Consider the following 20,437-nt stretch of genomic DNA (forward strand, 5'->3'; position numbering starts at 1 on the left):
CGCAGCCTCGGCATCGCCGTGATGGCCTCGCCCGCCGACCTGGCCGCCGCAGCGCGCAGAGCGAGGGCGGAAGCCAGGCGCGCCGCCGCGCCCGCCCGTCCGCGAAGCGTGAGCCTGCCGCTCTTCGACCCGCTGCTGCTTTCGCTCAGCCCTGAGCTTGCCGAAGGGGGCCGCGGCCGCCATGGGCCGGCGCACGCCGTCCCGCGCATCCTGTTTCCCGGCCTCATCGAGCCGTCTGCCCTCCCGCAGCCGCCCTCCCGCGACGATCCCGTCAGCGCCGCGCGTCTTGGCCAGCGGCTCGCGGCACTCGCCGCCGCCCTTGACGACCTGCCGGGGCAGGCCATGCGCTTTGCCCGCTGGAAGGCGCGCCGCGATCTGGGGCTTACGCGCCGCATCGCACCGCTGCGTGGCGGCCGGCCGCCCGGCGGCCGGCTGTCCCGCTTCGACCCGTCCGACGCCTACCGCAACGCCGCAGGCGCGCGAGGAAGAAAAGCACCCCGCAACGTCCGCGAGGTCGACGAAATCCTCGTTCACGCCCATTCGCTGGCTATGGACGCGCTGGAGAGCCCCGATACCTCATGACGCGGGCCGCGCGCCGGCTTTCGGCGGGGCATTTCGACAAGCTTGGAGATGGGGTAATCGGCCTTGCCGGTTGCCCATGGAGGCATTGGGTATGCAAGGGGGTAAGGGTGCCGGCTTGTCCGGTAGCAGCACCCTTAGCCAGAAGGGCTGCACAGTTCCTCCAGCCGTGCATCCCGGAAGCCGGAGCGAAGCGGAAATGCCTAGAACAGCGACCCCTGCTTTCCAGGCTCCTTCGCCGCCGGGGAAGCTTTGCTTCGGCGCGGGTCGCCGGCCGGCTTGCCGGTGGCGACGGCGCCGGCGCTGCCGTCGGAGAATTGCAGGTGCAACTCCTGGCCCGCCCGCAGGTCGCGTGCCCGTTTGAGCGGTCTGTCCTCCGCGTCGCGCACCAGCGCGAAGCCGCGCTCCAGAACCTTCTTGTAGGACAGCGATTCGGCAAGCCTTGCAGCCTGGTCGTAGGCGGTCTTCGCGCGCTCGAGCCGGAGGTGGACGGCGCGGTCGCGGCGGCCGGTCGTTGCCCCCAGTCTCTCTTTCAGGCGGCCGATACGCTCCAGGCTGGCGCGCGGGCTGACGCGCGCGGCATCGCGATCGAAACGGGCGCGGCGGTTGCGCACCAGGCCGAGATAGACGATCGGCAGGCGCTCGCCGCATTGGGTCGCGCGACGCCGCGCCTCGACAAGGCGCCGGTCGAGCGCTGTGATCGCAAGCCGCAGCCCGTCGAAGCGCAGCCGCTTGCGCTGGGTGGCGCCGCCCAGAGCCCGCACCAGCCGCCCCGCCGCCTCGTCGAAGCGCCGGCGCGGCAGGGCGAAGAGCTGGTCCGGCGAGGGCAGCGCCCGCGAGAGCGCGCGCAGGCCTTGCCGCCGCCGCTCCAGATCGCGCGAGACCGCCGCCTTGAGCCGCGCCGAGAGGCGGGAGAGGCCGGCTTCGAGCTCCGCCTTCACCGGCACCGCCATTTCCGCAGCTCCGGTGGGCGTCGGCGCGCGCCGGTCGGCGGCGAGGTCGATCAGGGTCCAGTCCGTCTCATGGCCGACGGCGGAGATGACCGGGATCTTTGAGCCCGCCACGGCCCGCACGACCGCCTCGTCGTTGAAGCCCCACAGGTCTTCCAGACTGCCGCCGCCGCGCGCGACGATGATGACGTCCGGCCGGGGGGTGCCGTCGCCGGGGCCGAGCGCGTTGAAGCCGGTGACGGCGGCCGACACTTCGCCGCCGGTCGTCTCACCCTGCACTCGGACCGGCCAGACGACCACATGCACGGGAAAACGGTCGGTGATGCGGTGGATGATGTCGCGGATGACAGCCCCCGTGGGCGACGTGACGACGCCGATGACGCGCGGCATGAAGGGCAGGGGCCTTTTCCGCTCTTCCGCGAACAGCCCCTCGGCCGCCAGCTTGCGCTTACGCTCCTCGAGCAAGGCCATCAGCGCCCCGGCGCCGGCGGGCTCGATGCTGTCGATGACGATCTGATATTTCGACGAGCCCGGGTAGGTGGTGAGGCGGCCGGTGGCCACCACCTCAAGCCCCTCCTGGGGCGGGAACTTCAGCTTCGAGAAACTGCCCCGCCAGATGACCGCCTCGATCCGCGCCCGCTCGTCCTTCAGCGCGAAATAGCAGTGGCCCGAGGCATGCGGGCCACGATAACCCGAAATCTCGCCGCGCACGCGCACATGGCCGAAGGCATCCTCGACCGTACGTTTGAGGGCGAGCGAGATTTCGCTGACCGAGAACTCGGCGATGTTGCTGAGCGAATCGTCTCTGCGGGTGTCTTCCATGGGCCGATTGAGCGCGTTGCGAGGGACCCGGTCAACCCCGAGGGGCCGAGAGCCGGTGGAGCGCTAGAAGAACTCGTCGAGCAGGCGGTAATAAGCCAAACGATCCAGGTCGGGCTCCGCACCGTAGCAGCGGAAGAACGGCTCCACCCATTGACCGCCTAGATTGTGAGCGATGCTTCGGCCGGCCAGTGCCAAATCCTGATGCCGATCAGCCATGCCAAGGCGGCCGCAATCGACAAAGCCCGTGAAGTGGCCGTTGTGAGCGAGCAGGTTTGGCAGGCACGCATCTCCATGGGCAACCACGGGCACTTCGTCGGAAGGCCGACGCTCCAGCAACTCCCCGAAGAGTTGGCGCGCGGTGCGGCCCAGGCGCTCGGTATCGAAATCCTCCTCGTCCACCAGCCCCGCTTCCATGCGCAAGCGGGCAAGCGCGATCCGCCGGTCGAGCGTGTGGTCGAACGGGCAGTCCGCAACATTCAGCTGATGCAGACGATGAAGCGCGTCGGCGGCAATTTCGACGATGCGTTCTGCGCTCAGCTCTGGCGAAGATGCCAGGTCCCGCCCCGGAACCGCGCTCATCAAAAGCCAAGCCCGGCCGTCCTCTGCCGCTTCGGCAAGAATTTCGGGACAAGCGACAGGCCTCTCGCGGAGCCAACGCAAGCGAGAAGCCTCGCCCGCGAGTTCACCGAGCGGATGCGTCCGCTCGGTCTTGACGAAAAGTGTCGGACGATCCCCGTCCTCCAGCCGATACACCGCGGCATCGGAGCGGCCAATCGTTTGCAGAACCCATGAATAGCCGCGCAACTCGGCCATGAAACTGGCAGGTATGTCGGTCGGAGGGCTACAGGATTGGGTATCTGTCATGAGGCCGTCCTCGCCAAAAATTCCGCCTCGCTACCCAATCGGCGGCCGAACGCGCTCAACCGCCCACCTGCCAACGGGAGATGGCTTCCGTCGGATGGATCAGTTGGATGATGTTGAGCGTCAGATTGTCCCTGATCATGTAGGCCACGAAAAGCTCGAAGACGAGGAGCAGGGCGATGCTTGCCCAGACGGGTGAAAGGCGGGCGAAGACGAAGCCTGTGATGGCGGCGAACGTGTCGGCCAGGGAATTGACGATGCTGTCGCCGAAATATCCCTCCGCCAGCGCGGACTGGCGGTAGCGGTCGATCACCATCGGCGTGTTCTCGGCGATTTCCCAGACGGCCTCCACCCCGACCGCGATGGCCAGCCGCCACCAGAAGGGCATCCGCGGCGCGACAAGCCACAGGAGGAAATAGAAGATGAGGCCGTGGAGGATATGGCTGAACGTGTACCAGTCGGTAAGGTGCTGCGAGGTTTCCGGGCCGGAGGAATCGGGATACCAGAACTTCACCAGCCCGCAGGTGCAGATCGGCACACGGCCCATGGCGGCCAGGACACCTGCCTGAAAGGCGAGGATGCCGGCGACGATCAGAACGCACAGCACGAACGAGCGCTGGCGGTACCACTTCACGGTGGGTTCGGCCATATATTGCAAGGAGGGTGTTCCTTCAGGCGAGACTTATTCGGCTAAGTCTATCGCATCTCGCTTGGAAATCCTCAATGGTATCAACCGCCCTGCAACTCTTGGTCTGCCGGCGCTCCCACGCGCAGGGCTGCCCTTTTCGCCACTCAGGCGCATCGTCACGAATCGGGCCGGAGACAGGGCGCGCTCAGGCCTCCGACCAGGCAAGCGCCGAAAGCACCGTGGCGGCCAGCGCGCAAAGGGTGATCACCGCGTTTATGGCGTGCATGGTCTCCCACTGCGTTCTGAGCGCCTGCCAATTCTCCGGCGCGGCCGTCCAGTTGTCGGTGGACTGGTTTGCCGGGAACACCCAGATGAAGAAGGTGACGAGGGTTACAAGAAGCAGAACGAAAGACAGGGCGGCGAACAGGAACGCCGGTCCTTGCGGCCGTGTGAGCACCGCCAGGACGAGCGTGACGATCAAGGCGCCGAGAAGCGGGATCGCCACGAGCGCCCAGCCCCTGTAGACCTGCTGGACTGTGAAGAATTGCTCCTGGTCCATGCCGGCCTTGTTGGGAAGCGAGATCAGGTGAGCCCCGGAGGGCACAAGCACCATGGCAATGAGGATGATAGCGAAGAACTGAGCTGTTTTGACGGTCATGATTGGTCTCCTCCTGCACGGGGAGGCGGCATGGCCGTGCAACCGTTCTCCGCGGATTATGTTCCAATCGGCTGCCGCGAGGGATGACTGTCCTGGACCCATTCCGTAGCTGGCGGTGTGAGGGAACAGCTTCCGGACAACCTCGCTCTGCGGGCTTGGTTCCCCGATGCCGCGCATTTGCTCGCGCTGGGTCGCCGCGTTGTGCCCTAATCCGCCAGCTTGAAGGCCAATTCGGTGACCCATTTGCTGCGATCCTTCTCGACCTTCGGATCCGTCGGGTAGATCTCCAACCGGCACCCGAATACGTCCCCGGCCGGAGACGGGCGCATGTCGAGCTTCAGCCCCTCGGCCTCGATCCAGCGCAGCAGCGCACCGTTCGCCTCCATCAGGCCTTTGTACGGCCCCGTATGGATGAGGGATGCGTAGCGTCCGGCCGGCAGAATCCCGCTGACAAGCGTTTCGTCGCCGTTCTCCTCGTTCGCCGTGGGCAAGCCGAAATCGATCTCTAGCGCGCTCGGCATGTCGATGATGTTGTACTTGAAGAAGGGAGCATCGATGCCCTCGATGCCGCGCTTGCGCATGCGGCGCTGAAGCTCGGCAAGCGTTTTGGAGGCGACCGTACCAAAGGGGATTTTGACGATCTTGCGGATCGCCAGGTAGGGCTGCGCCTCAAGCTCAATGATTTTGGGCTCGCTCAGCATTTCTTTTCCTCCCCTGAATCAACCACCTTTCGCGACCGGCATCCACAATTCGAGCCCGCCGAGCCCGGTCACCGGATCGAACTTCTCGTCGTAAAGCTCGAAATAGGTGCCCATCCGCATGGCGTCGTAGCCGTGCTCGGGCAGGTAGCACCCGAAGATGGCGTCCATGGTCCGGTGCAGCTCGGAGATGTGGCGGTCGTGCCTGAAGACGAGATAGGTCTGGGCGGGAAAGCTGTAGATGGTGAGTTCCGGCGGCAGGCCCTCGGTGCGGGTGACGCCGACGCCCGCCATGTAGAGGAAGTCTTCCCTGCTGTCGCTCCACTCTCCGCACACCCCGTACCAGAGGCCGGGAATCTCGCCGAGGGTGCCCTCGTATTCCTGGAACTTCTGCCACAGCGCGGGAATGTTCTGGGTCTCTTCGAGGCGGAACCGGGCGCTGAGCCCGGCGATCGTGATCGCGTCCCGGCGCTCGAGGCGCGGCTCTTCAAGGGTGATGTTCGTTGCGTTGTCCATCCTGATCGGCTCCAGAAGCAGTTTCGTGTCCACTGCCCGCCCCTTGCGCACCTCTTCGGGCGTCAGCCCGAACTGGTCGTGAAAGGCGCGGGTGAAGGCTTCATGGGAGCTATATCCGGCTTCCAGCGCCACACCGAGGATGCTCGGCGCGCCGCCAGAAAGCACCTTGTAGGCCTCGGTTAGCCGACGTCCGCGCGCGTAGGCCATCACCGGCAGACCGGTGGCCAGCCTGAAGCTGCGGCTCAGGTGAAAGCGGCTCGTGCCGCAGGCCGCGGCGATGTCGTCGAGGCTCGGACAGCGGCCGAATTGGCTCTCGATGAACCAGAGCGCCTTGGCGACCGTGCTCATTCCACTCCCCGTGCTCCCATTTGCCAACGGGCGCGATCATGGACGCATTTGCCGGGCCGCATTTGATCGATCTTGCTCAAACGGCCTCCGTCAGCGGCCGCCTATCTCACCACCCCGGCAGCACCTGGCTTGGCCTCAGCCGCTTGCCGCGGCGCATACGATGAGACAGCGTGGCGAAGTCGAAGCCTTCCGCCTCGTCCACCGCCAGCGGCACGGTGATGTTGTCGAGGCTTTCGCTAATGTGGCGGGCCAGCGCCTCGGCGATCTCGGTCTGGCTGGTGCGCCCGCGCAAGATGCCGATGCGGCAGTCGGGCAGGGCGGGGAAGCCTTCGTTCTCGCCGAGCACCCGCATGCCGGGCCTGAGCGCGCATTCCGGCAGCACCGACACGGCCGCTCCCGAAAGCACCGCCGCCGTGATCACCGTCGCCGAGAAGCTGGTGAAGAGCACACGGTACTCGCGGTTGATCTCCGACAGCGCCTCGCAGGCGGCCCGGCGCCAGGAGCAGGTCGGCCGGCCGAAGGCCATGGGCAGGATGTCGCGCTCATGGGTGGAATGGTTGGTCGAGCCGACCCACAACAGCGGCTCCCGTCGCACCACCTCCGAGGCGTCATCGTCGGTCAGAAGGGCGATGTCGAGATTGCCCTGGCGCACGTGGTGCACCAGGTTGGGCGTCGGCTCGCACAGCACCGACATCTCCACCCGCGGGTTCGAGCGCGAGAAGCGCGCCATGATCTCCGGCAGGAAGCGCTCGGCATAATCGTCCGGCATGCCGATGCGGATATGGCCTTCCAGGCTCGCATCGTCGAAGGCGGCCAGCGTCTCCCGGTTGAGCCGGAGCATCTGGCGGGCGTAGAGCAACAGCCGCTCGCCCTCCTCCGTCAGCCGGTTGGTGCGCCCGTCCTTCTCGAAGAGCGGCTTGCCGATGCGCTCTTCGAGGCGCCGCATCTGCATGGAGACGGCCGACTGGGTGCGGTGCACCTCTTCCGCCGCACGCGTGAAGCTGCCGGTATCGGCAATGGAAATGAATGTGTTGAGCTGGTCGAGATCGAGCGGGGCTGCCATGGCTCTTCTTCCATCATGGAATTTGATGGAAAAGATTAAAAACATTCGTTCGACTAATCAATATCCTTGTGGGATAAACGGATCGTTCCAGAAGACGGGCGGAAGGGCGCTTCGCCGCGGCAGAGGTTTTTGCCGCGGGGATGCTTTGCCGTCTTCAGGATGCGCCGCCGAGGGGCGGAGATTTTCAACCCGAGCGCCAAGGAGCTTTCCATGCGTGCAGAACGGACCGCTTTGCCGATCACCGCCACCGCCAGGCCGGGATTTGCTGCGCGTCTCGTACGCGCGGCCACCGAGGCATGGCGCTTGTGGAACAACCGTCGGGCCATGAGCCAGCTGAACGAGCTTTCGGACTGGGAGCTTCAGGATATCGGCCTTAGCCGCGAAGACATCATGCGAGCCTATGAGGGACCGATATTGGACGACCCGACCCGTCGTCTGCAAGAGATCACGCGGACCCGCGCCAAGGCCGAAGCCATGATGCGCCGCGGCCCCTGACAGCCTTCATCTCCCAATGCAGGCATTCACTCCCATCATGCCGGTTCCCCCCGGCTTGCCTGCACATTGCCCGGCTCCCCGTGAGCCGGGCTTTTTTTATCTCTCCCCTTCAGCGGAAGGCTGAAGGGGAGAGCAGGGGGCTTCAGTTGCCGCCGGTTTGAGCTTCATCGTCGGCGGTTTCCGCCTCGGTATTCTCCGCCGCGGCGGCCGCGTCTTCGGCGTCGGCATTCTCCGGGGCGTCGGCAGCGTTGCCGGTGGCCTTGTCGATCGAATCCTTGAGGGCGTCGAGCTGGCCGCCGACCTTCTCCTTGGCGTCCTCGAACACCGCATCGAGGGCATCGGTGCCGCCGCCGGTGGCCTCGCTGATCGTGTCCTTGACGGCATCGATTCTGTCACCGGCTTCCTGCCCGGCGGCGTCGATGACCGTTTCGAGGGGATCGCTTTCCGGCTCTACGGTTTCAGCGGTGTCCTCGGTGGGATCTTCGGCCGCAGCAGCCCCCTCGTCGGGCTCCACTGCATCCGAGGCGTCCTCTTCCGGTTCCGGCGCCGCCTCGGTGTCCACAGCCTCCTCGACGGTTTCCTCGACCTGGTCCGTGGTCGTCTCGGGTGCCTTCTCCTCCTCCTTGCTGCAGGCGGCAAGGCCGAGCAGGGCAAGGGCGGACACGGCGGCAATCAACTTGGAAGGCATGGCAAACCCCTTTGGTTCTGCAAAATTTCGGCGGCCACCCGTCGACATGGACATTCAGCCGACCTGCCGCCATCTACGCATACGCGTGCACGAGAAACGCTCTACAAATTCAGGTTGCGCATGGCAAGGCGGGAAGAACTGACGATCCACACCATCTTTGCACCGGGCCGTGGCCTATTCGGAGGGCGTCTCGTCGTCGCCGTCTTCGATGGGGCGGCCGGGGATGACGTAGGCGCCTGAGAACCAGCGGTTGAGGTCGATGTCCTTGCAGCGCTTGGAGCAGAAGGGATAGAACGCGCGCTCCGAGGGCTTGCCGCACTCGGGGCAGGGGCGCTTGGGTCTCAGCGGCGTGACCTTTTCCGGTTCGTTATTCGGCATCGTTCAGACGCGGGTTCCCGAAAGCCAGTTGAAATGCACCTTGTAGCCGTCCGCCGTCAACAGGCTGACGGTTTCATAGAGCGGCAGGCCGACGACGTTCGAGTAGGAACCGACGAGCTTGACGATGAAGGTGCCGGCCAGGCCCTGGATGGCGTAGCCGCCGGCTTTGCCGCGCCACTCGCCGGAGGCGAGGTAGCTCTCCAGTTCCTCGCGCGAAAGCCGCTTGAAGCGCACGCGCGTCTCCACCAGCTTGTGGCGCAGCTTGCCCGAGGGCGTGAAGAGGCAGATGCCGGTATAGACGCGGTGCGAGCGGCCCGACAGAAGCCGGAGGCAGTTCGACGCTTCGTCGACCGTTTCCGCCTTGGGCAGGATGCGCCGGCCGACCGCCACCACCGTATCGGCCGCCATCACGAATGCATCTTCGGCCTCGCCGCTCTTCTTCAACCGCTCCAGCGCCTTCTCCGCCTTGGCACGGCAAAGCCGTTTGGCCAGCGAGCGCGGATGCTCGGCCTTCAGCGGTGTCTCGTCGATCTCTGCGGGGAGGAGACGGTCGGGCTCGATGCCCGCCTGCTGCAGGAGCTCTATGCGCCGCGGAGAACCGGAGGCCAGGACGAGTTTCTTCAGCGCGCTCATCAAACTCCTGCCGGCGCGGCCGTGGCCGGTTATTTGAAGCGGTAGGTGATACGACCCTTGGTCAGGTCATAGGGCGTCATTTCCACCAGCACCTTGTCGCCGGTCAAAACGCGAATCCGGTTCTTGCGCATACGGCCGGCCGTATGGGCGATGATTTCGTGTTCGTTTTCCAACTTTACGCGAAACATGGCGTTGGGCAGCAGTTCGGTGACTACCCCTGGAAATTCGAGGACTTCTTCCTTCGGCATCCGATACCTTCTTCTGACATAGAAACGACCGCGTGGGAGCGTTTTGCGCTCACGCCGGCCGAAATCGCGCGGAACCTAGCCCATTCGCCGGTACTCGTGCAAGCTTGTTCAACGGGCGTGGGTAATGGCTCCGCCGAAGCGCCGGGCGATCCGTTCCGCCAGACCGTCGCGGACGTCGCGGTAGGCCGAAAGGATCTGCTCGCGCGTGCCCTCGACCGCGGACGGGTCGAGCGTCGGCCAGTACTCCACTTCAACGGCCATGGAACGAGTCAGTTCCAATGCGGTGTGGTGGGCCTCCGGCGCGAGTGTGACGACGAGGTCGAAATAGCTGTCCTCGAGCTCCTCCAGCGTGCGCGGGCGCCAGACGCCCAGCGCCAGGTTCTCTTCCGCAAGGACGGCATCGACGAAGGGGTCACGCTCGCCGGGCCGGATGCCGGCCGAGGCGATGAAGGTCGATTTCGGCAACACCCGGCGTGCCAGCAGTTCGGCCATGGGCGAGCGGATGGAGTTGCGCCCGCACAGGAACAATACCGAAGCCGGCCCGCCGCCCGCTTTCCCGCTCTTCCCGCCCGCCGGCACGGCTCGCGGCTGAGACATCGCCGTCACCCCCGCCAATGCAGCACGCAGACCAGAGTGAAGAGCCGTCGCGCGGTGTCGAAATCGACTTCGATCTTGCCGGCCAGCCGGTCCATCAGCGTCTGCGAGCCCTCGTTGTGCAGGCCGCGCCGGCCCATGTCGATGGCCTCGATCTGGCTTGGCGTGGCCGAGCGGATGGCTTGGTAATAGCTTTCGCAGACGAGGAAGTAATCCTTGACGATGCGCCGGAAGGGCGTCAGCGAGAGGATGTGGGTGACGACCTTATCGCCGTTCTCGCGCGTCACGTTGAGGACGAGGCGCGCGTCGACGAGGGAGATCTTCAGCCGGTAGGGGCCGCCGGCGTCGTCGCCGACGGGCTGAAAGCGGTTTTCCTCCACGAGGTCGAAAATGGCGACGGCGCGCTCGTGCTCGATGTCCGGCGCGGCACGGCCGACCGTCTCGTCAAGCTCCACATCGATCAGGCGCGCCTTGCCGGAATTCCGCTCGCCCATACCGATGTCCTAGAGGTTGAGCCTTGTCGAGACCGAGCGGCCGTGGGCCTCCAGCCCTTCCGCCTTGGCAAGCGCCACCGCTGCCGGCCCCAGCGCCCGAAGCTGCTCGGCATCGAGCCGCAGGATCGACATACGCTTGACGAAATCGAGCACCGAAAGCCCAGAGGAGAAGCGCGCCGAGCGCGCCGTCGGCAACACGTGGTTCGAACCGCCGACATAGTCGCCGATCACCTCCGGCGTGTGCCGGCCGAGGAAGACGGCCCCGGCGTTGCTGATGCGCGCGAGCAGGCTTTCCGCCTCCTCGGTCGCAAGCTCCAGGTGCTCCGGCGCGATGCGGTCCACCAGCCCCGGCACTTCCTCGAAGCTGCGCACCAGAATGACGGCACCGAAATCGCGCCAGCTGGCGGCGGCGATCTTGCTGCGCGAAAGCGTCTTCAGCTGCCGCTCGACCGCCGCTTCCACCCTGTCGGCGAAGTCGGCATCGTCGGTCATCAGGATCGACTGCGCCGCCGTATCGTGCTCGGCCTGGGCCAGAAGGTCGGCGGCGATCCAGTCCGGATCATTGTCGCCGTCCGCCACCACCAGCACCTCCGAGGGCCCGGCGATCATGTCGATGCCCACCTGGCCGAAGACCTGGCGCTTGGCAGCGGCCACGTAGGCGTTGCCCGGCCCGACGATCTTGTCGACGGCGGAAACGGTCTCAGTGCCGTAGGCGAGCGCGGCGATCGCCTGTGCGCCGCCAATGCGGAAAATCTCGCCGACACCGGCAAGGTCCGCCGCCACCAGGACAAGCGGGTTGAGCTTGCCGTCGGGTGCCGGCACCGCCATCGCCACGCGCTCCACACCGGCCACGCGCGCCGGCACCGCGTTCATGAGCACGGAGCTTGGATAGCTCGCCAGGCCGCCCGGCACGTAAAGGCCGACGGCGGGAATGGGCGTCCAGCGCCAGCCGAGCTCGACGCCGAGCGGGTCCTTGTAGCGCATGTCGGCGGGAACCTGCCGGCGGTGGTGCGCCTCGATGCGCTCGCGCGCCAGCCGCAGCGCTTCCAGCGTCTCCTTATCGACGCCGCTGTAGGCGGCTTCGATCTCGCTGCGCTCCACTCGCATGCCGACCTTCGTGATGTCGAAACGTTCGAAGCGGCGCGTATAGTCGGCCACCGCCGCGTCGCCCTCGGTGCGCACGCGGGCGATGATGTCGCGCACCGTCGCGTCGACCTCCTGGGATGTCTCGCGCTTGGTCAGTAGGAAGGCTGCGAAGCGGGTCTCGAAATCGGCGTCCGCCGTGGACAGTCTGATGGTCATCGCCGCTCCCTCATCCGCCGTGGCGTGGGCGCACCGGCGTTTCCCACGCCGCGCCCAGATCGCTCAGCCGCGCCTCGATGCATTCCACATCGAGGTTGATGGCCGCGTCGCCGGAAAAAACGAGCTCCACCGTGCCCGCCGGTTCGACGCCCGGCACGAAGTTGACGGTCAGGAGCGACAGCACCTCATCGGGCTTCGTCCTGTCGATGCCGGCGGCGCGGACGGCGAGAACGCGGTCGAAATGTAGTACGCTGCGCCGCCGTTCATGGGGCTCGCGACGAAAAAGGCCGCGCCTCTCCTTCTCCCAGACAAAGCGGTTCATCCCCAGGGCGAAGCGCCTTTCACGTTTCTGGTACACGAGGTCGCCAACCTTCATCACTGCGTCCTGGACATGCGCGGAGATGATGCTCAAATCTTCGTCGTCGAGGGCGACCAGTTTCAAAAGGTCCATCGATACTCTCACGTCATCCATATGGCGGCGTGCCGCCGATCGTACGCATGCACCCGCGAAACGGCGTACCGCGGCCCCGCGTTCCCATCCGGCTCAAGCGGAGATGCGCTCGATCTCCGCGCCGCAGCCGGAAAGTTTTTCTTCGAGCCGCTCGAAGCCGCGGTCGAGATGGTAGACGCGATTGACCTGGGTTTCGCCCTCCGCCGCTAGCCCGGCGATCACCAGGGAGACCGAGGCCCTCAGGTCCGTCGCCATCACCGGCGCGCCCTTCAACTGTCCCACCCCGTCGACGATCGCCGTCTGCCCGGAAAGCGAGATGCGGGCGCCCAGCCGCGCCAGCTCCTGCACATGCATGAAGCGGTTCTCGAAGATGGTCTCGGTGATGCGCGACTGGCCCTTCGCCCTGGTCATCAGTGCCATGAACTGGGCCTGAAGGTCGGTCGGGAAGCCGGGGAAGGGCTCCGTGGTCACGTCCACCGCCTCGATGCCGGCGCCGTTGCGCCTGACGCGGATGCCGGTGTTGGCGCGGGTGATCTCGGCTCCGGTCTGCTCGATCACGTCGAGCACCGATTCCAGGAGGTCGGCACGGGCGCCCTCCAAAAGCACGTCGCCGCCGGCCATGGCGACGGCCAGCGCATAGGTGCCCGTCTCTATGCGGTCAGGGATGATGCGGTGGCGCGCGCCGGAAAGGGACGTGACGCCCTGAACGGTGATGGTCGCCGTGCCCGCGCCGGAAATCTTCGCGCCCATGGCGTTGAGGCAATCGGCAAGGTTGACGATCTCCGGCTCGCGCGCGACGTTTTCCAGCACCGTTTCACCCTTGGCGAGCGCGGCCGCCATCAGGAGCACATGGGTGGCGCCCACCGAGACCTTGGGAAAGCGGTAGCGCGCGCCGACGAGACCGTTTTTCGCCTTTGCGACGACATAGCCGCTCTCAATATCGATCTCGGCGCCGAGCGCGCGCAAACCGTCGATGAAGAGGTCCACCGGCCGTGTGCCGATGGCGCAGCCGCCGGGGAGCGACACCCGCGCCTCGCCCATACGCGCCAGAAGCGGCCCGATGACCCAGAAGCTCGCCCGCATCTTGGAGACCAGTTCATAGGGGGCGGTGGTGTCGACGATCGAGCGCGCGGTGAAGTGGATGGTGCGCGAATAGCCCTTGTTCTGGTTCTCGCGGCGTCCGTTGACGGAGTAGTCGACGCCGTGATTGCCGAGAATGCGGATGAGCTGCTCCACGTCGGCAAGGTGCGGCACGTTTTCGAGCGTCAGCGTGTCGTCGGTGAGCAACGAGGCGATCATCAGCGGCAGTGCCGCATTCTTGGCGCCGGAAACCGGGATCGTGCCGTTGAGCGCATTGCCCCCGCGGATGCGTATGCTGTCCATGGAAATCTCTTTCCCGGGCTGTCCCCCCGGCTCCTGTGTCACGCGTTCGAGTGTTCTAACCGGACCGTCGTTCAGAAAACCGGTGGTCCGATCCACCTTTTGTTTGTCGCAATTCCGGATGGAAACCGGTTTCATTTTTTTCTGAGACTGCTCTAGAGCATGCCCGCCGTGGGTTCAAGGAAATGCATCGCCGGCAAAACGGCGCGTTCGGATGTGGTGCTCACCGCTGCTTTTCCTTGTCTTCGGCGGGGCCTGCGGCGGGAATACCCTCCGTCCGCTCGTCAGGCTTGCCGGCGCGGCGCGAGCGCGCCTGCGCCTTGCGCCGCGCGAGATTGGCCCGAAGCTCCGCCGCCAGCCGCTTCTCCCGCTCGCTGCCGCCCTCGCTGTCCTTCCGTTTCCCGGTCATATCCGCTTCTCCTGCAACCGCCCGGCGTCTTGCGGCGCGACGCTCCGCCTGTCCGTTCCCATATCGTCGAGGTAGCGCTTGCGCTCTGCCAATCGATATGGCAGAACGCCGCCCGAATCCCCGGCGCTGCGGTAGCTCAGTGGTAGAGCACTCCCTTGGTAAGGGAGAGGTCGAGAGTTCAATCCTCTCTCGCAGCACCAGCCATCCATCGATCCCCACAGTTTGCGCGCCCTGGACGTATATCTTTCCAGGTTGACGCGTAAATCTTTCCGAAGAATGAGTCCATTTTTCGGGAAGTGGCGCCATTTGTCCGGGAACGCAGTTCCAAGCGCCGATTTCCATCCGCTTCTCTTATTTGCCCATAAGACTCGCTCCGGCTCACCTCGCCCCACAAGCGAAGCAGCCAGGCAGGCATTTCATGAGCACCGACCCGGACACGAAAAGCATGAGCCTGCATCTCCCGGTCGCGCGGATGGCGCCGCATGGCCGGTGGGCGGCTGCCGGGCTTGAGAGAAGTTGAAGGTCGAGGCGTGTGGTGTTCGACCCGTTTCCCGGTATCCCGATGAGGCAGAATACCGGGCGGATGTCGCGTTGGCTGGCGGAGGAAGAGACGATCAGCACCCACCAGTTGCGGTGCCTTCTCTTTGTGATCGAGAGGTCCTGCCGTCAGCTGCAGGCCCATGGGGCGCCGATCCCCATTCGGTTCGTCTATGCGCGCCGGCTGGTGCTGGATGCGTTGACGATACGTAAGGCGTTGTCGAGAGAAGGGCGACGATAGGTTCAGGAGTAGAGCCGCCGAAAAGCTGCAGTGCTGGCGCCGCGTGCCATCGCGCCGGCATGAGCGATGAAACGGAAAGCAGATGCTCCAAGACATCCTGGCAAGCATGAACGGTTCAAACTTCAAGAAGGCAAGACGACACCGCGGAAAAGCCAAGAAACACCCGCGCCCCGGCCCGGAGGAAGGTGCCGAGACGGGAGATTACCGTCTCGACGCCTTGAACAGGCTTCTGGCGAGCGAGCATTTCCGCGCTTCCGATCGCAACAAGCGCTTCCTGAAATTCGTCGTGGACGAGACGGTGGCCGGGCGCGCCGAGCGCATCAAGGCCTTCACCGTAGCCGTCGACGTCTTCGGCCGCGATTCGAGTTTCGATGCCTCGGTCGATCCCATCGTGCGCATTGCCGCCGGCCACTTGCGCCGCTCCCTGCACGATTACTACGCCGCTCAAGGGGCGAACGATCCGGTGCGCATCACCTTGCCGCTCGGCACATACGTTCCGACATTTGTCATCCGCGAGAGCGCGCCGCGGCGGACGATGGCGCAGTTGCGGCGGCTGGTCGCCGACCGAAAACGCCGCCTGCAGAGCGGCGCCGTGGGGGTGGTCATGGCGCTGGCGGCGAGCGGCGCAGCACTCGCCTACCTGTCCCTCGGGGTGCCCGGGCAATCCGGCTCGCAAAGCCCCGTCATTGTCGTCGACAGCGTTCGTGCCCATGCGGAGGGCAGCTCCGCCGACGCGCTCGCGCAACTGTTCACCCAGTCGCTGTGGATCGCGCTCAACGAGGAGGAGAAGATCCGCATGGTCGGCGTGCGCCCGGAAGAGGAGTTCAGCCAGGTGCTCGCCCACACGCGGAAGAACTTCGGCGCCTCCGTGCCGCTTTACCAGCTGCTGACCGCGGTTCGCCTCGAAGGGGAGGCGCTGCGCATCTATTGGCACGTTCTCGACGGCCGCTCCAACGAGACGTATCTTTCCACATCGGCGAGCGAGGTGCTGACGGCTGGAGGGGAGGGCGCCGCGCCCGACGCACTGGCGCGCCGGGTGGCGGCCTCGCTCAACCGGCTGACGGCCGACAGGAAGAGCGGCGAGCCCTCAGCCAGGCAGGCGCGGCCCGGGAGCGGAGAGGAAGGGGCGGAGTGACCGCCTTTTCCAGCTGGTCGCGGCGCTTGCGCGGCGGCGCGTCACCGGGACCAGAAGGGCGACCGGTTCTGCCTGTCGGTATCGGCGGCGGAGGCATCGCCGCGGGCGCATGAGGGGTTGAAGTGCGGATGCTCGCGCTTGCACTCGGCAAGCAGGTCGAGATCCACCGGACCTGCGCGCACCAGCGCCCAATCCACGTCCTTCTCGCTGAGCCCGCGTTCTGCGAGTTCGTCAAGAAGGCACAGGATCATGGCTTTGTCGATCAGGGGGAGGGCGGGCATTGTCTTTCCACCCGCAAGACCCATGCTACCGTCGCGAACACCATCCCCCTCGATACGAAGTCCCAAGGCCCCACCGGACGGCACTGTGAAGTGCCGCAGGCAGGGCCTTGGGCTAAGCCGGTCCGGGGGGCGGGAGGACCGGCTATGGGCTTGCCGCCGGCCGCAAGGCCGGGCAGCGAAGAGGTGATCACTGGGGAGCGTCGCGCGCTGACGCGCGGCCGTGCAAGGCGCCGACGAAGTGAGGCCGGGGCGCACAGCTTTCCGTCGAGGAATGTCGCTGTCTGTCCCTGCTTGCCCATCGTCTCCGCCCCTGCGGTTGTTGCGTTGTGTTGTCCGTGTTTTGCCCCTGTCTGCTGCTTATGGACAAATAGCGCCGGGCTATGCGGGGGAACTTTTTTTGCCCACCGGGCGACGGTGTTGAAAAAAGTGGCGGGGCTGTACACGGGCCCGGCGGCGTGCTAGGAGATTCTCAACATATCTGGATCTTTGGATATATGGATAAGAACTCCGCGCTCGCCGCACTTGCTGCTCTCGGCCAGGACACCCGGCTGGAGGCGTTCCGGCTTCTCCTCAGGGCGGGGCCCGCCGGCATTCCGGCCGGCGAGGTCGCCCAGCGCCTCGGCGCGGTGCAGAACACCACTTCCGCGCATCTGAAGGTGCTCGCCCATGCCGGCCTCGTCAGAACCGAGCGCGACGGCCGCACCGTGCGTTACGTCGCCGACATGACCGGCTTCCGCGACCTTCTCGCCTATCTGATGGAGGACTGCTGCAATGGCGCGCCGGAGCTGTGCCGACCGGTCATCGACGCCGTGACTTGTGACCGCTGCTGAGTCGAGAGGAGTGCCCCAATGAGTGACCATGTCTTCAACGTTCTCTTCCTGTGCACGGGCAACTCCGCCCGCTCCATCATCGCCGAGGCGATCCTCAACCGCACGGGCGTCGGCCGCTTCAAGGCCTTCTCGGCCGGCTCGCAGCCCAAGGGCGAGGTGCACCCTTACGCGCTGGCGCTCCTGAAGACGGCGAACCACGACACCTCCTTCGCCCGCTCGAAGAGCTGGGAGGAGTTCGCCAAGCCGGACGCGCCGAGGATGGATTTCGTCTTCACCGTTTGCGATAATGCCGCCGCGGAGGCCTGCCCCGTCTGGCCCGGCCAGCCGATGACCGCCCATTGGGGCGTGCCGGACCCGGCCGCCGTCGAGGGCACGGAGGCGGAAAAGCACTTTGCCTTCGCCGACACCTACCGCATGCTCAACAACCGCATTTCGATTTTCGCCAGCCTGCCGCTGAAATCGCTCGACAGGCTGGCGCTGCAGAAGCGGCTCGACGACATCGGCCGCAAGCTCGACAAGGCGGGCTGAGCCGCCAGGGAAGCGCAAATGACCGAACATGTTCTCGGCCGCGAAACGCAGCCGGCCGGCCGCATCGGCTTTTTCGAGAAGTACCTGTCCATATGGGTGGCGCTGTGCATCGTTGCCGGCATCGCTCTCGGCAATCTGCTGCCGGGCCTTTTCGGCTTCCTGGCGGGTCTCGAATATGCCTCCGTCAATCTCGTCGTCGCCGTGCTCATCTGGGCGATGGTCTTCCCGATGATGGTCAATGTCGATTTCGCCAGCCTGCGCCACATCGGCGACCGGCCGAAGGGGCTGGTGCTGACGCTGGCGGTGAACTGGCTGGTGAAGCCCTTCACCATGGCGGCGTTGGGCGTGCTCTTCTTCCAGTACGTCTTCGCGCCGTGGATCGAGCCGGCGGACGCGCAGCAATATATCGCCGGCCTCATCCTTCTGGGGGCGGCACCGTGCACGGCGATGGTGTTCGTGTGGAGCCAGCTGACACGGGGCGATGCCACCTACACGCTGGTGCAGGTGTCTGTGAACGACGTCGTCATGATCTTCGCCTTCGCGCCTATCGTGGCGCTTCTGCTCGGCGTTACCGATATCGCCGTGCCGTGGCAGACGCTGCTTCTGGCCACCGGGCTTTATGTCGTCATTCCGCTGATCGCCGGCGTCCTGACGCGCCGCTGGCTGACCGGTCGCGCCGGCGGTGGGGCGGACGCGGAGGCGGCGGTCTCCGAATTCACGTCCTTGCTGAAACCTGTCTCCATTGTCGGCCTGCTGGTCACCGTCGTGCTCCTCTTCGGCTTCCAGGGGAATGTGATCGTCGAGAACCCGTTCCTGATCGTCCTGATCGCCGTGCCGCTCATCATCCAGTCCTACGGCATCTTCTTCCTTGCCTATGGCGCGGCGAGGGCGTGGAAGGTGCCCTTCAACGTCGCCGCCCCTTGCGCGCTCATCGGCACGTCGAACTTCTTCGAGCTCGCCGTCGCCGTCGCCATCAGCCTGTTCGGCCTGACCTCGGGCGCGGCGCTGGCAACGGTCGTCGGCGTTCTGGTGGAGGTGCCGGTGATGCTCTCCCTCGTCGCCTTTGCCAACCGCACGAAGCACTGGTTTCCGTAAAAGGGCTGCGGACATACCTGATCCTCGCCACGCCCGGTTTTCACCGTCTGGCCATTTCAAAGAACCCACCTTTCGGGAAGGCTCCCTCGAGGTGGTGGGAAGACGGGCGGCCAAAATGTCGCCAGTCTAAATTTTTTCAGCGACCTCTCGGCCGCCCGTCCGGCGTTCTTAAGTCTCCGCCCGTTCCGCTTCCACGAAGCCGGATCCGGAAGGCCTTGAGCCTCCCACGACAGGGCGCTCCGCGCCCCCGTCTCCCCGGCTCCCTTTTAAAGTGCACCGTCCGGCACGCGCCGCCCGTAGTGGCGGCAGGGGAACCCTTGGGCGGAGCCTCCCCGGGCCGGCCGCCACGTTAGCGGCCCGCCGGAGGCGCCGGCCCCTCCCCGCGAGACCGCCGTCGCGATCCACGTTCCCGCGGGAGGGACGGGCACAGGATAGGGGCGGCGTGGGCAGCGGGGATAAAATGCACGGTTGGGCGGGCCGAAAAAATTATAAGCGATTGTTTTGGAACGAATGTTTTTTTGAGGGGGCGGAAATTTGTCCCCGTGCAAGCGAGGCATCGTCGGCTGAAAGAGTGCCCGCCGCCCTTCCAACGCGCGTCATCCCGGAAGTCGGAGCGGAGCGGAGACTGTCCGGGACCCATTCTCGCCTCACGGATGCTCCGGCGAAGCGGGCCGGAAGGTGGACTGGTCACGGAATGGGTCCCGGACAAGCCTTCGGCTTTCCGGGATGACGCGCGCGGGTGGTGTGGGGATGACGCGCTGAGGGGGGAGCGTTGGTATTACCCCGTCCCGCTGCCAGCTCCCTCCACCAGCCTGTCCAGAAAGGAAAGGCGGGCGCCGAGGCTGGGTGTGTAGGCGGCCAGCGGGCCGCCTTTTTCGAGCATGATTTCAAGCGGCGGCATGACGACCGTCGCGCCCGCCTCGCTGGCGATCAGGCTGCCTGCCATGATGTCCCAGGAGTTGAGGTGCGCCTCGAAATAGAGGTCGGCCACGCCGTTCGCCACGCGGACGAGCCCGATGGCCGCCGAGCCCAGCCGGCGGTAGTCGATGCCGAGGTCGTGCAGCTTTCTGGCGACGGCCTGGTAGTCCTCGAAGCTGGTGCGGCGCGAGCAGCCGAGGATGGCGAGCGCCTCGTTGGGGTCTTCGCGCATGGAGACGGCGATCTTCCGGTCTTCGCAGAAGGCGCCCTTTCCGCGCGCGGCAGAATAGACGCGGCCGGTGGTGGCATCATAGATGCAGCCGAGTTCGATCTGCCCTGCGCGGACGAAGGCGATCGAGACTCCCCAGTGGCGCAGGCCGCGAATGTAGTTGGTGGTGCCGTCGATGGGGTCGACCACCCAGAACCCCTCACCGGCGGGTTGCCCGCCGGTCTCCTCGCCGACGAAGCCGTCCTCGGGAAACGCCTCGGCGAGCGCGCCGCGGATCAGATCCTCGGCGTGGCGGTCGGCGGCAGTCACGAAATCCTGGAGGCCTTTCCGTGTGACGGCGGACAGCGCCTCCTCGTGAAAAGCCTCGATCTCGCGGCCGACGCTCGCGGCGAGCCTGCGGGCAAGCGCCAGGCGCTCTGAAATCCCGTTGCCGGTTGCGGAAGTCACC

Annotated in this window: 24 protein-coding genes, 1 tRNA gene and 1 pseudogene; 7 read left to right on the forward strand and 19 right to left on the reverse strand. The window is 65.8% G+C overall.

What is annotated here, in order from left to right; genetic code table 11:
* Positions 1-582: pseudogene (locus GPJ75_RS26575) on the forward strand (hypothetical protein); the annotation flags it as partial.
* A gap of 200 nt (positions 583-782) precedes the next feature.
* Here the strand turns inward: GPJ75_RS26575 and xseA are convergent.
* The 7 genes from xseA to GPJ75_RS26610 all read right to left on the reverse strand — a co-directional run bounded on the left by xseA (position 783) and on the right by GPJ75_RS26610 (position 7,123).
* On the reverse strand, positions 783-2,351 hold the full coding sequence (xseA, locus tag GPJ75_RS26580) for an exodeoxyribonuclease VII large subunit (protein WP_163273103.1): 1,569 nt from the start codon (positions 2,349-2,351) through the stop codon (positions 783-785).
* Between the two features lie 63 nt (positions 2,352-2,414).
* Positions 2,415-3,215: an APH(3')-II family aminoglycoside O-phosphotransferase gene (locus tag GPJ75_RS26585; RefSeq protein ID WP_163273106.1), complete on the reverse strand. Its 801-nt coding sequence runs from the start codon at positions 3,213-3,215 to the stop codon at positions 2,415-2,417.
* Positions 3,216-3,270: 55 nt separating this feature from the next.
* Positions 3,271-3,861, reverse strand: a complete 591-nt coding sequence (locus GPJ75_RS26590; RefSeq protein ID WP_163273162.1) for a DUF2585 domain-containing protein — start codon at positions 3,859-3,861, stop codon at positions 3,271-3,273.
* 184 nt (positions 3,862-4,045) lie between these two features.
* Positions 4,046-4,498: a DUF1772 domain-containing protein gene (locus tag GPJ75_RS26595; RefSeq protein ID WP_163273108.1), complete on the reverse strand. Its 453-nt coding sequence runs from the start codon at positions 4,496-4,498 to the stop codon at positions 4,046-4,048.
* Positions 4,499-4,704: 206 nt separating this feature from the next.
* Positions 4,705-5,199: a GyrI-like domain-containing protein gene (locus GPJ75_RS26600; protein WP_163273110.1), complete on the reverse strand. Its 495-nt coding sequence runs from the start codon at positions 5,197-5,199 to the stop codon at positions 4,705-4,707.
* Between the two features lie 18 nt (positions 5,200-5,217).
* The gene (locus tag GPJ75_RS26605; RefSeq protein ID WP_163273111.1) at positions 5,218-6,060 is read right to left on the reverse strand and encodes an AraC family transcriptional regulator; all 843 of its coding nucleotides are present in this window, start codon (positions 6,058-6,060) and stop codon (positions 5,218-5,220) included.
* A 106-nt stretch (positions 6,061-6,166) separates the two neighbouring features.
* Positions 6,167-7,123 (reverse strand): LysR family transcriptional regulator, encoded by a 957-nt coding sequence (locus GPJ75_RS26610; RefSeq protein ID WP_163273113.1) that lies wholly within the window; start codon positions 7,121-7,123, stop codon positions 6,167-6,169.
* A gap of 210 nt (positions 7,124-7,333) precedes the next feature.
* Between GPJ75_RS26610 and GPJ75_RS26615 the strand changes: the two genes are divergently transcribed.
* On the forward strand, positions 7,334-7,618 hold the full coding sequence (locus GPJ75_RS26615; RefSeq protein ID WP_163273115.1) for a DUF1127 domain-containing protein: 285 nt from the start codon (positions 7,334-7,336) through the stop codon (positions 7,616-7,618).
* A gap of 142 nt (positions 7,619-7,760) precedes the next feature.
* Here GPJ75_RS26615 and GPJ75_RS26620 read toward each other — a convergent pair whose 3' ends face one another.
* The 10 genes from GPJ75_RS26620 to GPJ75_RS26665 form a co-directional block, all read right to left on the reverse strand.
* Positions 7,761-8,306: a hypothetical protein gene (locus GPJ75_RS26620; RefSeq protein WP_163273117.1), complete on the reverse strand. Its 546-nt coding sequence runs from the start codon at positions 8,304-8,306 to the stop codon at positions 7,761-7,763.
* 174 nt (positions 8,307-8,480) lie between these two features.
* Positions 8,481-8,684 (reverse strand): DNA gyrase inhibitor YacG, encoded by a 204-nt coding sequence (gene yacG / locus GPJ75_RS26625; protein WP_163273119.1) that lies wholly within the window; start codon positions 8,682-8,684, stop codon positions 8,481-8,483.
* A gap of 3 nt (positions 8,685-8,687) precedes the next feature.
* A complete protein-coding gene (locus GPJ75_RS26630; RefSeq protein ID WP_159589804.1) occupies positions 8,688-9,317 on the reverse strand; it encodes a Maf-like protein in 630 nt (209 codons plus the stop codon).
* Between the two features lie 29 nt (positions 9,318-9,346).
* A complete protein-coding gene (gene infA, locus GPJ75_RS26635) occupies positions 9,347-9,565 on the reverse strand; it encodes a translation initiation factor IF-1 (RefSeq protein ID WP_006200926.1) in 219 nt (72 codons plus the stop codon).
* A 108-nt stretch (positions 9,566-9,673) separates the two neighbouring features.
* Positions 9,674-10,162, reverse strand: a complete 489-nt coding sequence (locus tag GPJ75_RS26640; protein ID WP_163273121.1) for an arsenate-mycothiol transferase ArsC — start codon at positions 10,160-10,162, stop codon at positions 9,674-9,676.
* A 5-nt stretch (positions 10,163-10,167) separates the two neighbouring features.
* Positions 10,168-10,653: a UPF0262 family protein gene (locus GPJ75_RS26645; protein ID WP_163273123.1), complete on the reverse strand. Its 486-nt coding sequence runs from the start codon at positions 10,651-10,653 to the stop codon at positions 10,168-10,170.
* A gap of 9 nt (positions 10,654-10,662) precedes the next feature.
* The gene (hisD, locus tag GPJ75_RS26650; RefSeq protein WP_163273125.1) at positions 10,663-11,955 is read right to left on the reverse strand and encodes a histidinol dehydrogenase; all 1,293 of its coding nucleotides are present in this window, start codon (positions 11,953-11,955) and stop codon (positions 10,663-10,665) included.
* 10 nt (positions 11,956-11,965) lie between these two features.
* Positions 11,966-12,406 carry a DUF2948 family protein gene (locus tag GPJ75_RS26655; protein WP_163273127.1) on the reverse strand — a complete coding sequence of 147 codons (441 nt, stop codon included), beginning with the start codon at positions 12,404-12,406 and terminating at the stop codon, positions 11,966-11,968.
* A 93-nt stretch (positions 12,407-12,499) separates the two neighbouring features.
* Positions 12,500-13,789, reverse strand: coding sequence for a UDP-N-acetylglucosamine 1-carboxyvinyltransferase (gene murA / locus GPJ75_RS26660; RefSeq protein WP_163273129.1), 1,290 nt, complete (start codon positions 13,787-13,789; stop codon positions 12,500-12,502).
* A gap of 220 nt (positions 13,790-14,009) precedes the next feature.
* Complete coding sequence (locus GPJ75_RS26665) at positions 14,010-14,195, reverse strand: hypothetical protein (protein WP_163273131.1); 186 nt, start codon at positions 14,193-14,195, stop codon at positions 14,010-14,012.
* Positions 14,196-14,320: 125 nt separating this feature from the next.
* Between GPJ75_RS26665 and GPJ75_RS26670 the strand changes: the two genes are divergently transcribed.
* Both GPJ75_RS26670 and GPJ75_RS26675 read left to right on the forward strand, forming a co-directional pair.
* Positions 14,321-14,395: transfer RNA gene (locus GPJ75_RS26670), tRNA-Thr, on the forward strand.
* A gap of 660 nt (positions 14,396-15,055) precedes the next feature.
* The gene (locus GPJ75_RS26675) at positions 15,056-16,108 is read left to right on the forward strand and encodes a hypothetical protein (RefSeq protein WP_163273133.1); all 1,053 of its coding nucleotides are present in this window, start codon (positions 15,056-15,058) and stop codon (positions 16,106-16,108) included.
* Between the two features lie 41 nt (positions 16,109-16,149).
* On the opposite strand, the gene GPJ75_RS26680 is transcribed toward GPJ75_RS26675, so the two are convergent.
* Entirely contained in the window at positions 16,150-16,389 is a 240-nt protein-coding gene (locus tag GPJ75_RS26680) for a hypothetical protein (RefSeq protein WP_163273135.1), read from the reverse strand.
* Between the two features lie 494 nt (positions 16,390-16,883).
* Between GPJ75_RS26680 and GPJ75_RS26685 the strand changes: the two genes are divergently transcribed.
* From GPJ75_RS26685 to arsB, 3 genes are read left to right on the forward strand one after another with little or no spacing between them, the layout of a single operon-like run.
* On the forward strand, positions 16,884-17,219 hold the full coding sequence (locus tag GPJ75_RS26685) for an ArsR/SmtB family transcription factor (RefSeq protein WP_163273137.1): 336 nt from the start codon (positions 16,884-16,886) through the stop codon (positions 17,217-17,219).
* An 18-nt stretch (positions 17,220-17,237) separates the two neighbouring features.
* Positions 17,238-17,747: an arsenate reductase ArsC gene (locus GPJ75_RS26690; protein WP_163273139.1), complete on the forward strand. Its 510-nt coding sequence runs from the start codon at positions 17,238-17,240 to the stop codon at positions 17,745-17,747.
* Between the two features lie 18 nt (positions 17,748-17,765).
* Positions 17,766-18,842, forward strand: coding sequence for an ACR3 family arsenite efflux transporter (arsB, locus tag GPJ75_RS26695; RefSeq protein WP_163273141.1), 1,077 nt, complete (start codon positions 17,766-17,768; stop codon positions 18,840-18,842).
* 778 nt (positions 18,843-19,620) lie between these two features.
* Here the strand turns inward: arsB and GPJ75_RS26700 are convergent.
* On the reverse strand, positions 19,621-20,436 hold the full coding sequence (locus GPJ75_RS26700; protein WP_246249316.1) for an inositol monophosphatase family protein: 816 nt from the start codon (positions 20,434-20,436) through the stop codon (positions 19,621-19,623).
* Position 20,437 lies beyond the last annotated feature (1 nt).

Origin of the sequence: Chelativorans alearensis (genome assembly GCF_010993735.1) — a bacterium.
Lineage (GTDB): Bacteria > Pseudomonadota > Alphaproteobacteria > Rhizobiales > Rhizobiaceae > Chelativorans > Chelativorans alearense.

Bases quoted from the DNA above. Each gene is read 5' to 3' on its own strand.
- GPJ75_RS26645 (WP_163273123.1), bottom strand. From the start codon at position 10,653: ATGGGCGAGCGGAATTCCGGCAAGGCGCGCCTGATCGATGTGGAGCTT.
- GPJ75_RS26605 (WP_163273111.1), bottom strand. From the start codon at position 6,060: ATGAGCACGGTCGCCAAGGCGCTCTGGTTCATCGAGAGCCAATTCGGC.
- hisD (WP_163273125.1), bottom strand. From the start codon at position 11,955: ATGACCATCAGACTGTCCACGGCGGACGCCGATTTCGAGACCCGCTTC.
- GPJ75_RS26595 (WP_163273108.1), bottom strand. From the start codon at position 4,498: ATGACCGTCAAAACAGCTCAGTTCTTCGCTATCATCCTCATTGCCATG.
- GPJ75_RS26630 (WP_159589804.1), bottom strand. From the start codon at position 9,317: ATGAGCGCGCTGAAGAAACTCGTCCTGGCCTCCGGTTCTCCGCGGCGC.
- GPJ75_RS26665 (WP_163273131.1), bottom strand. From the start codon at position 14,195: ATGACCGGGAAACGGAAGGACAGCGAGGGCGGCAGCGAGCGGGAGAAG.
- infA (WP_006200926.1), bottom strand. From the start codon at position 9,565: ATGCCGAAGGAAGAAGTCCTCGAATTTCCAGGGGTAGTCACCGAACTG.
- GPJ75_RS26690 (WP_163273139.1), top strand. From the start codon at position 17,238: ATGAGTGACCATGTCTTCAACGTTCTCTTCCTGTGCACGGGCAACTCC.
- yacG (WP_163273119.1), bottom strand. From the start codon at position 8,684: ATGCCGAATAACGAACCGGAAAAGGTCACGCCGCTGAGACCCAAGCGC.
- GPJ75_RS26610 (WP_163273113.1), bottom strand. From the start codon at position 7,123: ATGGCAGCCCCGCTCGATCTCGACCAGCTCAACACATTCATTTCCATT.
- GPJ75_RS26675 (WP_163273133.1), top strand. From the start codon at position 15,056: ATGCTCCAAGACATCCTGGCAAGCATGAACGGTTCAAACTTCAAGAAG.
- GPJ75_RS26585 (WP_163273106.1), bottom strand. From the start codon at position 3,215: ATGACAGATACCCAATCCTGTAGCCCTCCGACCGACATACCTGCCAGT.
- GPJ75_RS26655 (WP_163273127.1), bottom strand. From the start codon at position 12,406: ATGGACCTTTTGAAACTGGTCGCCCTCGACGACGAAGATTTGAGCATC.
- GPJ75_RS26640 (WP_163273121.1), bottom strand. From the start codon at position 10,162: ATGTCTCAGCCGCGAGCCGTGCCGGCGGGCGGGAAGAGCGGGAAAGCG.
- GPJ75_RS26615 (WP_163273115.1), top strand. From the start codon at position 7,334: ATGCGTGCAGAACGGACCGCTTTGCCGATCACCGCCACCGCCAGGCCG.
- GPJ75_RS26685 (WP_163273137.1), top strand. From the start codon at position 16,884: ATGGATAAGAACTCCGCGCTCGCCGCACTTGCTGCTCTCGGCCAGGAC.
- GPJ75_RS26680 (WP_163273135.1), bottom strand. From the start codon at position 16,389: ATGCCCGCCCTCCCCCTGATCGACAAAGCCATGATCCTGTGCCTTCTT.
- murA (WP_163273129.1), bottom strand. From the start codon at position 13,789: ATGGACAGCATACGCATCCGCGGGGGCAATGCGCTCAACGGCACGATC.
- arsB (WP_163273141.1), top strand. From the start codon at position 17,766: ATGACCGAACATGTTCTCGGCCGCGAAACGCAGCCGGCCGGCCGCATC.
- GPJ75_RS26620 (WP_163273117.1), bottom strand. From the start codon at position 8,306: ATGCCTTCCAAGTTGATTGCCGCCGTGTCCGCCCTTGCCCTGCTCGGC.
- GPJ75_RS26600 (WP_163273110.1), bottom strand. From the start codon at position 5,199: ATGCTGAGCGAGCCCAAAATCATTGAGCTTGAGGCGCAGCCCTACCTG.
- GPJ75_RS26590 (WP_163273162.1), bottom strand. From the start codon at position 3,861: ATGGCCGAACCCACCGTGAAGTGGTACCGCCAGCGCTCGTTCGTGCTG.
- xseA (WP_163273103.1), bottom strand. From the start codon at position 2,351: ATGGAAGACACCCGCAGAGACGATTCGCTCAGCAACATCGCCGAGTTC.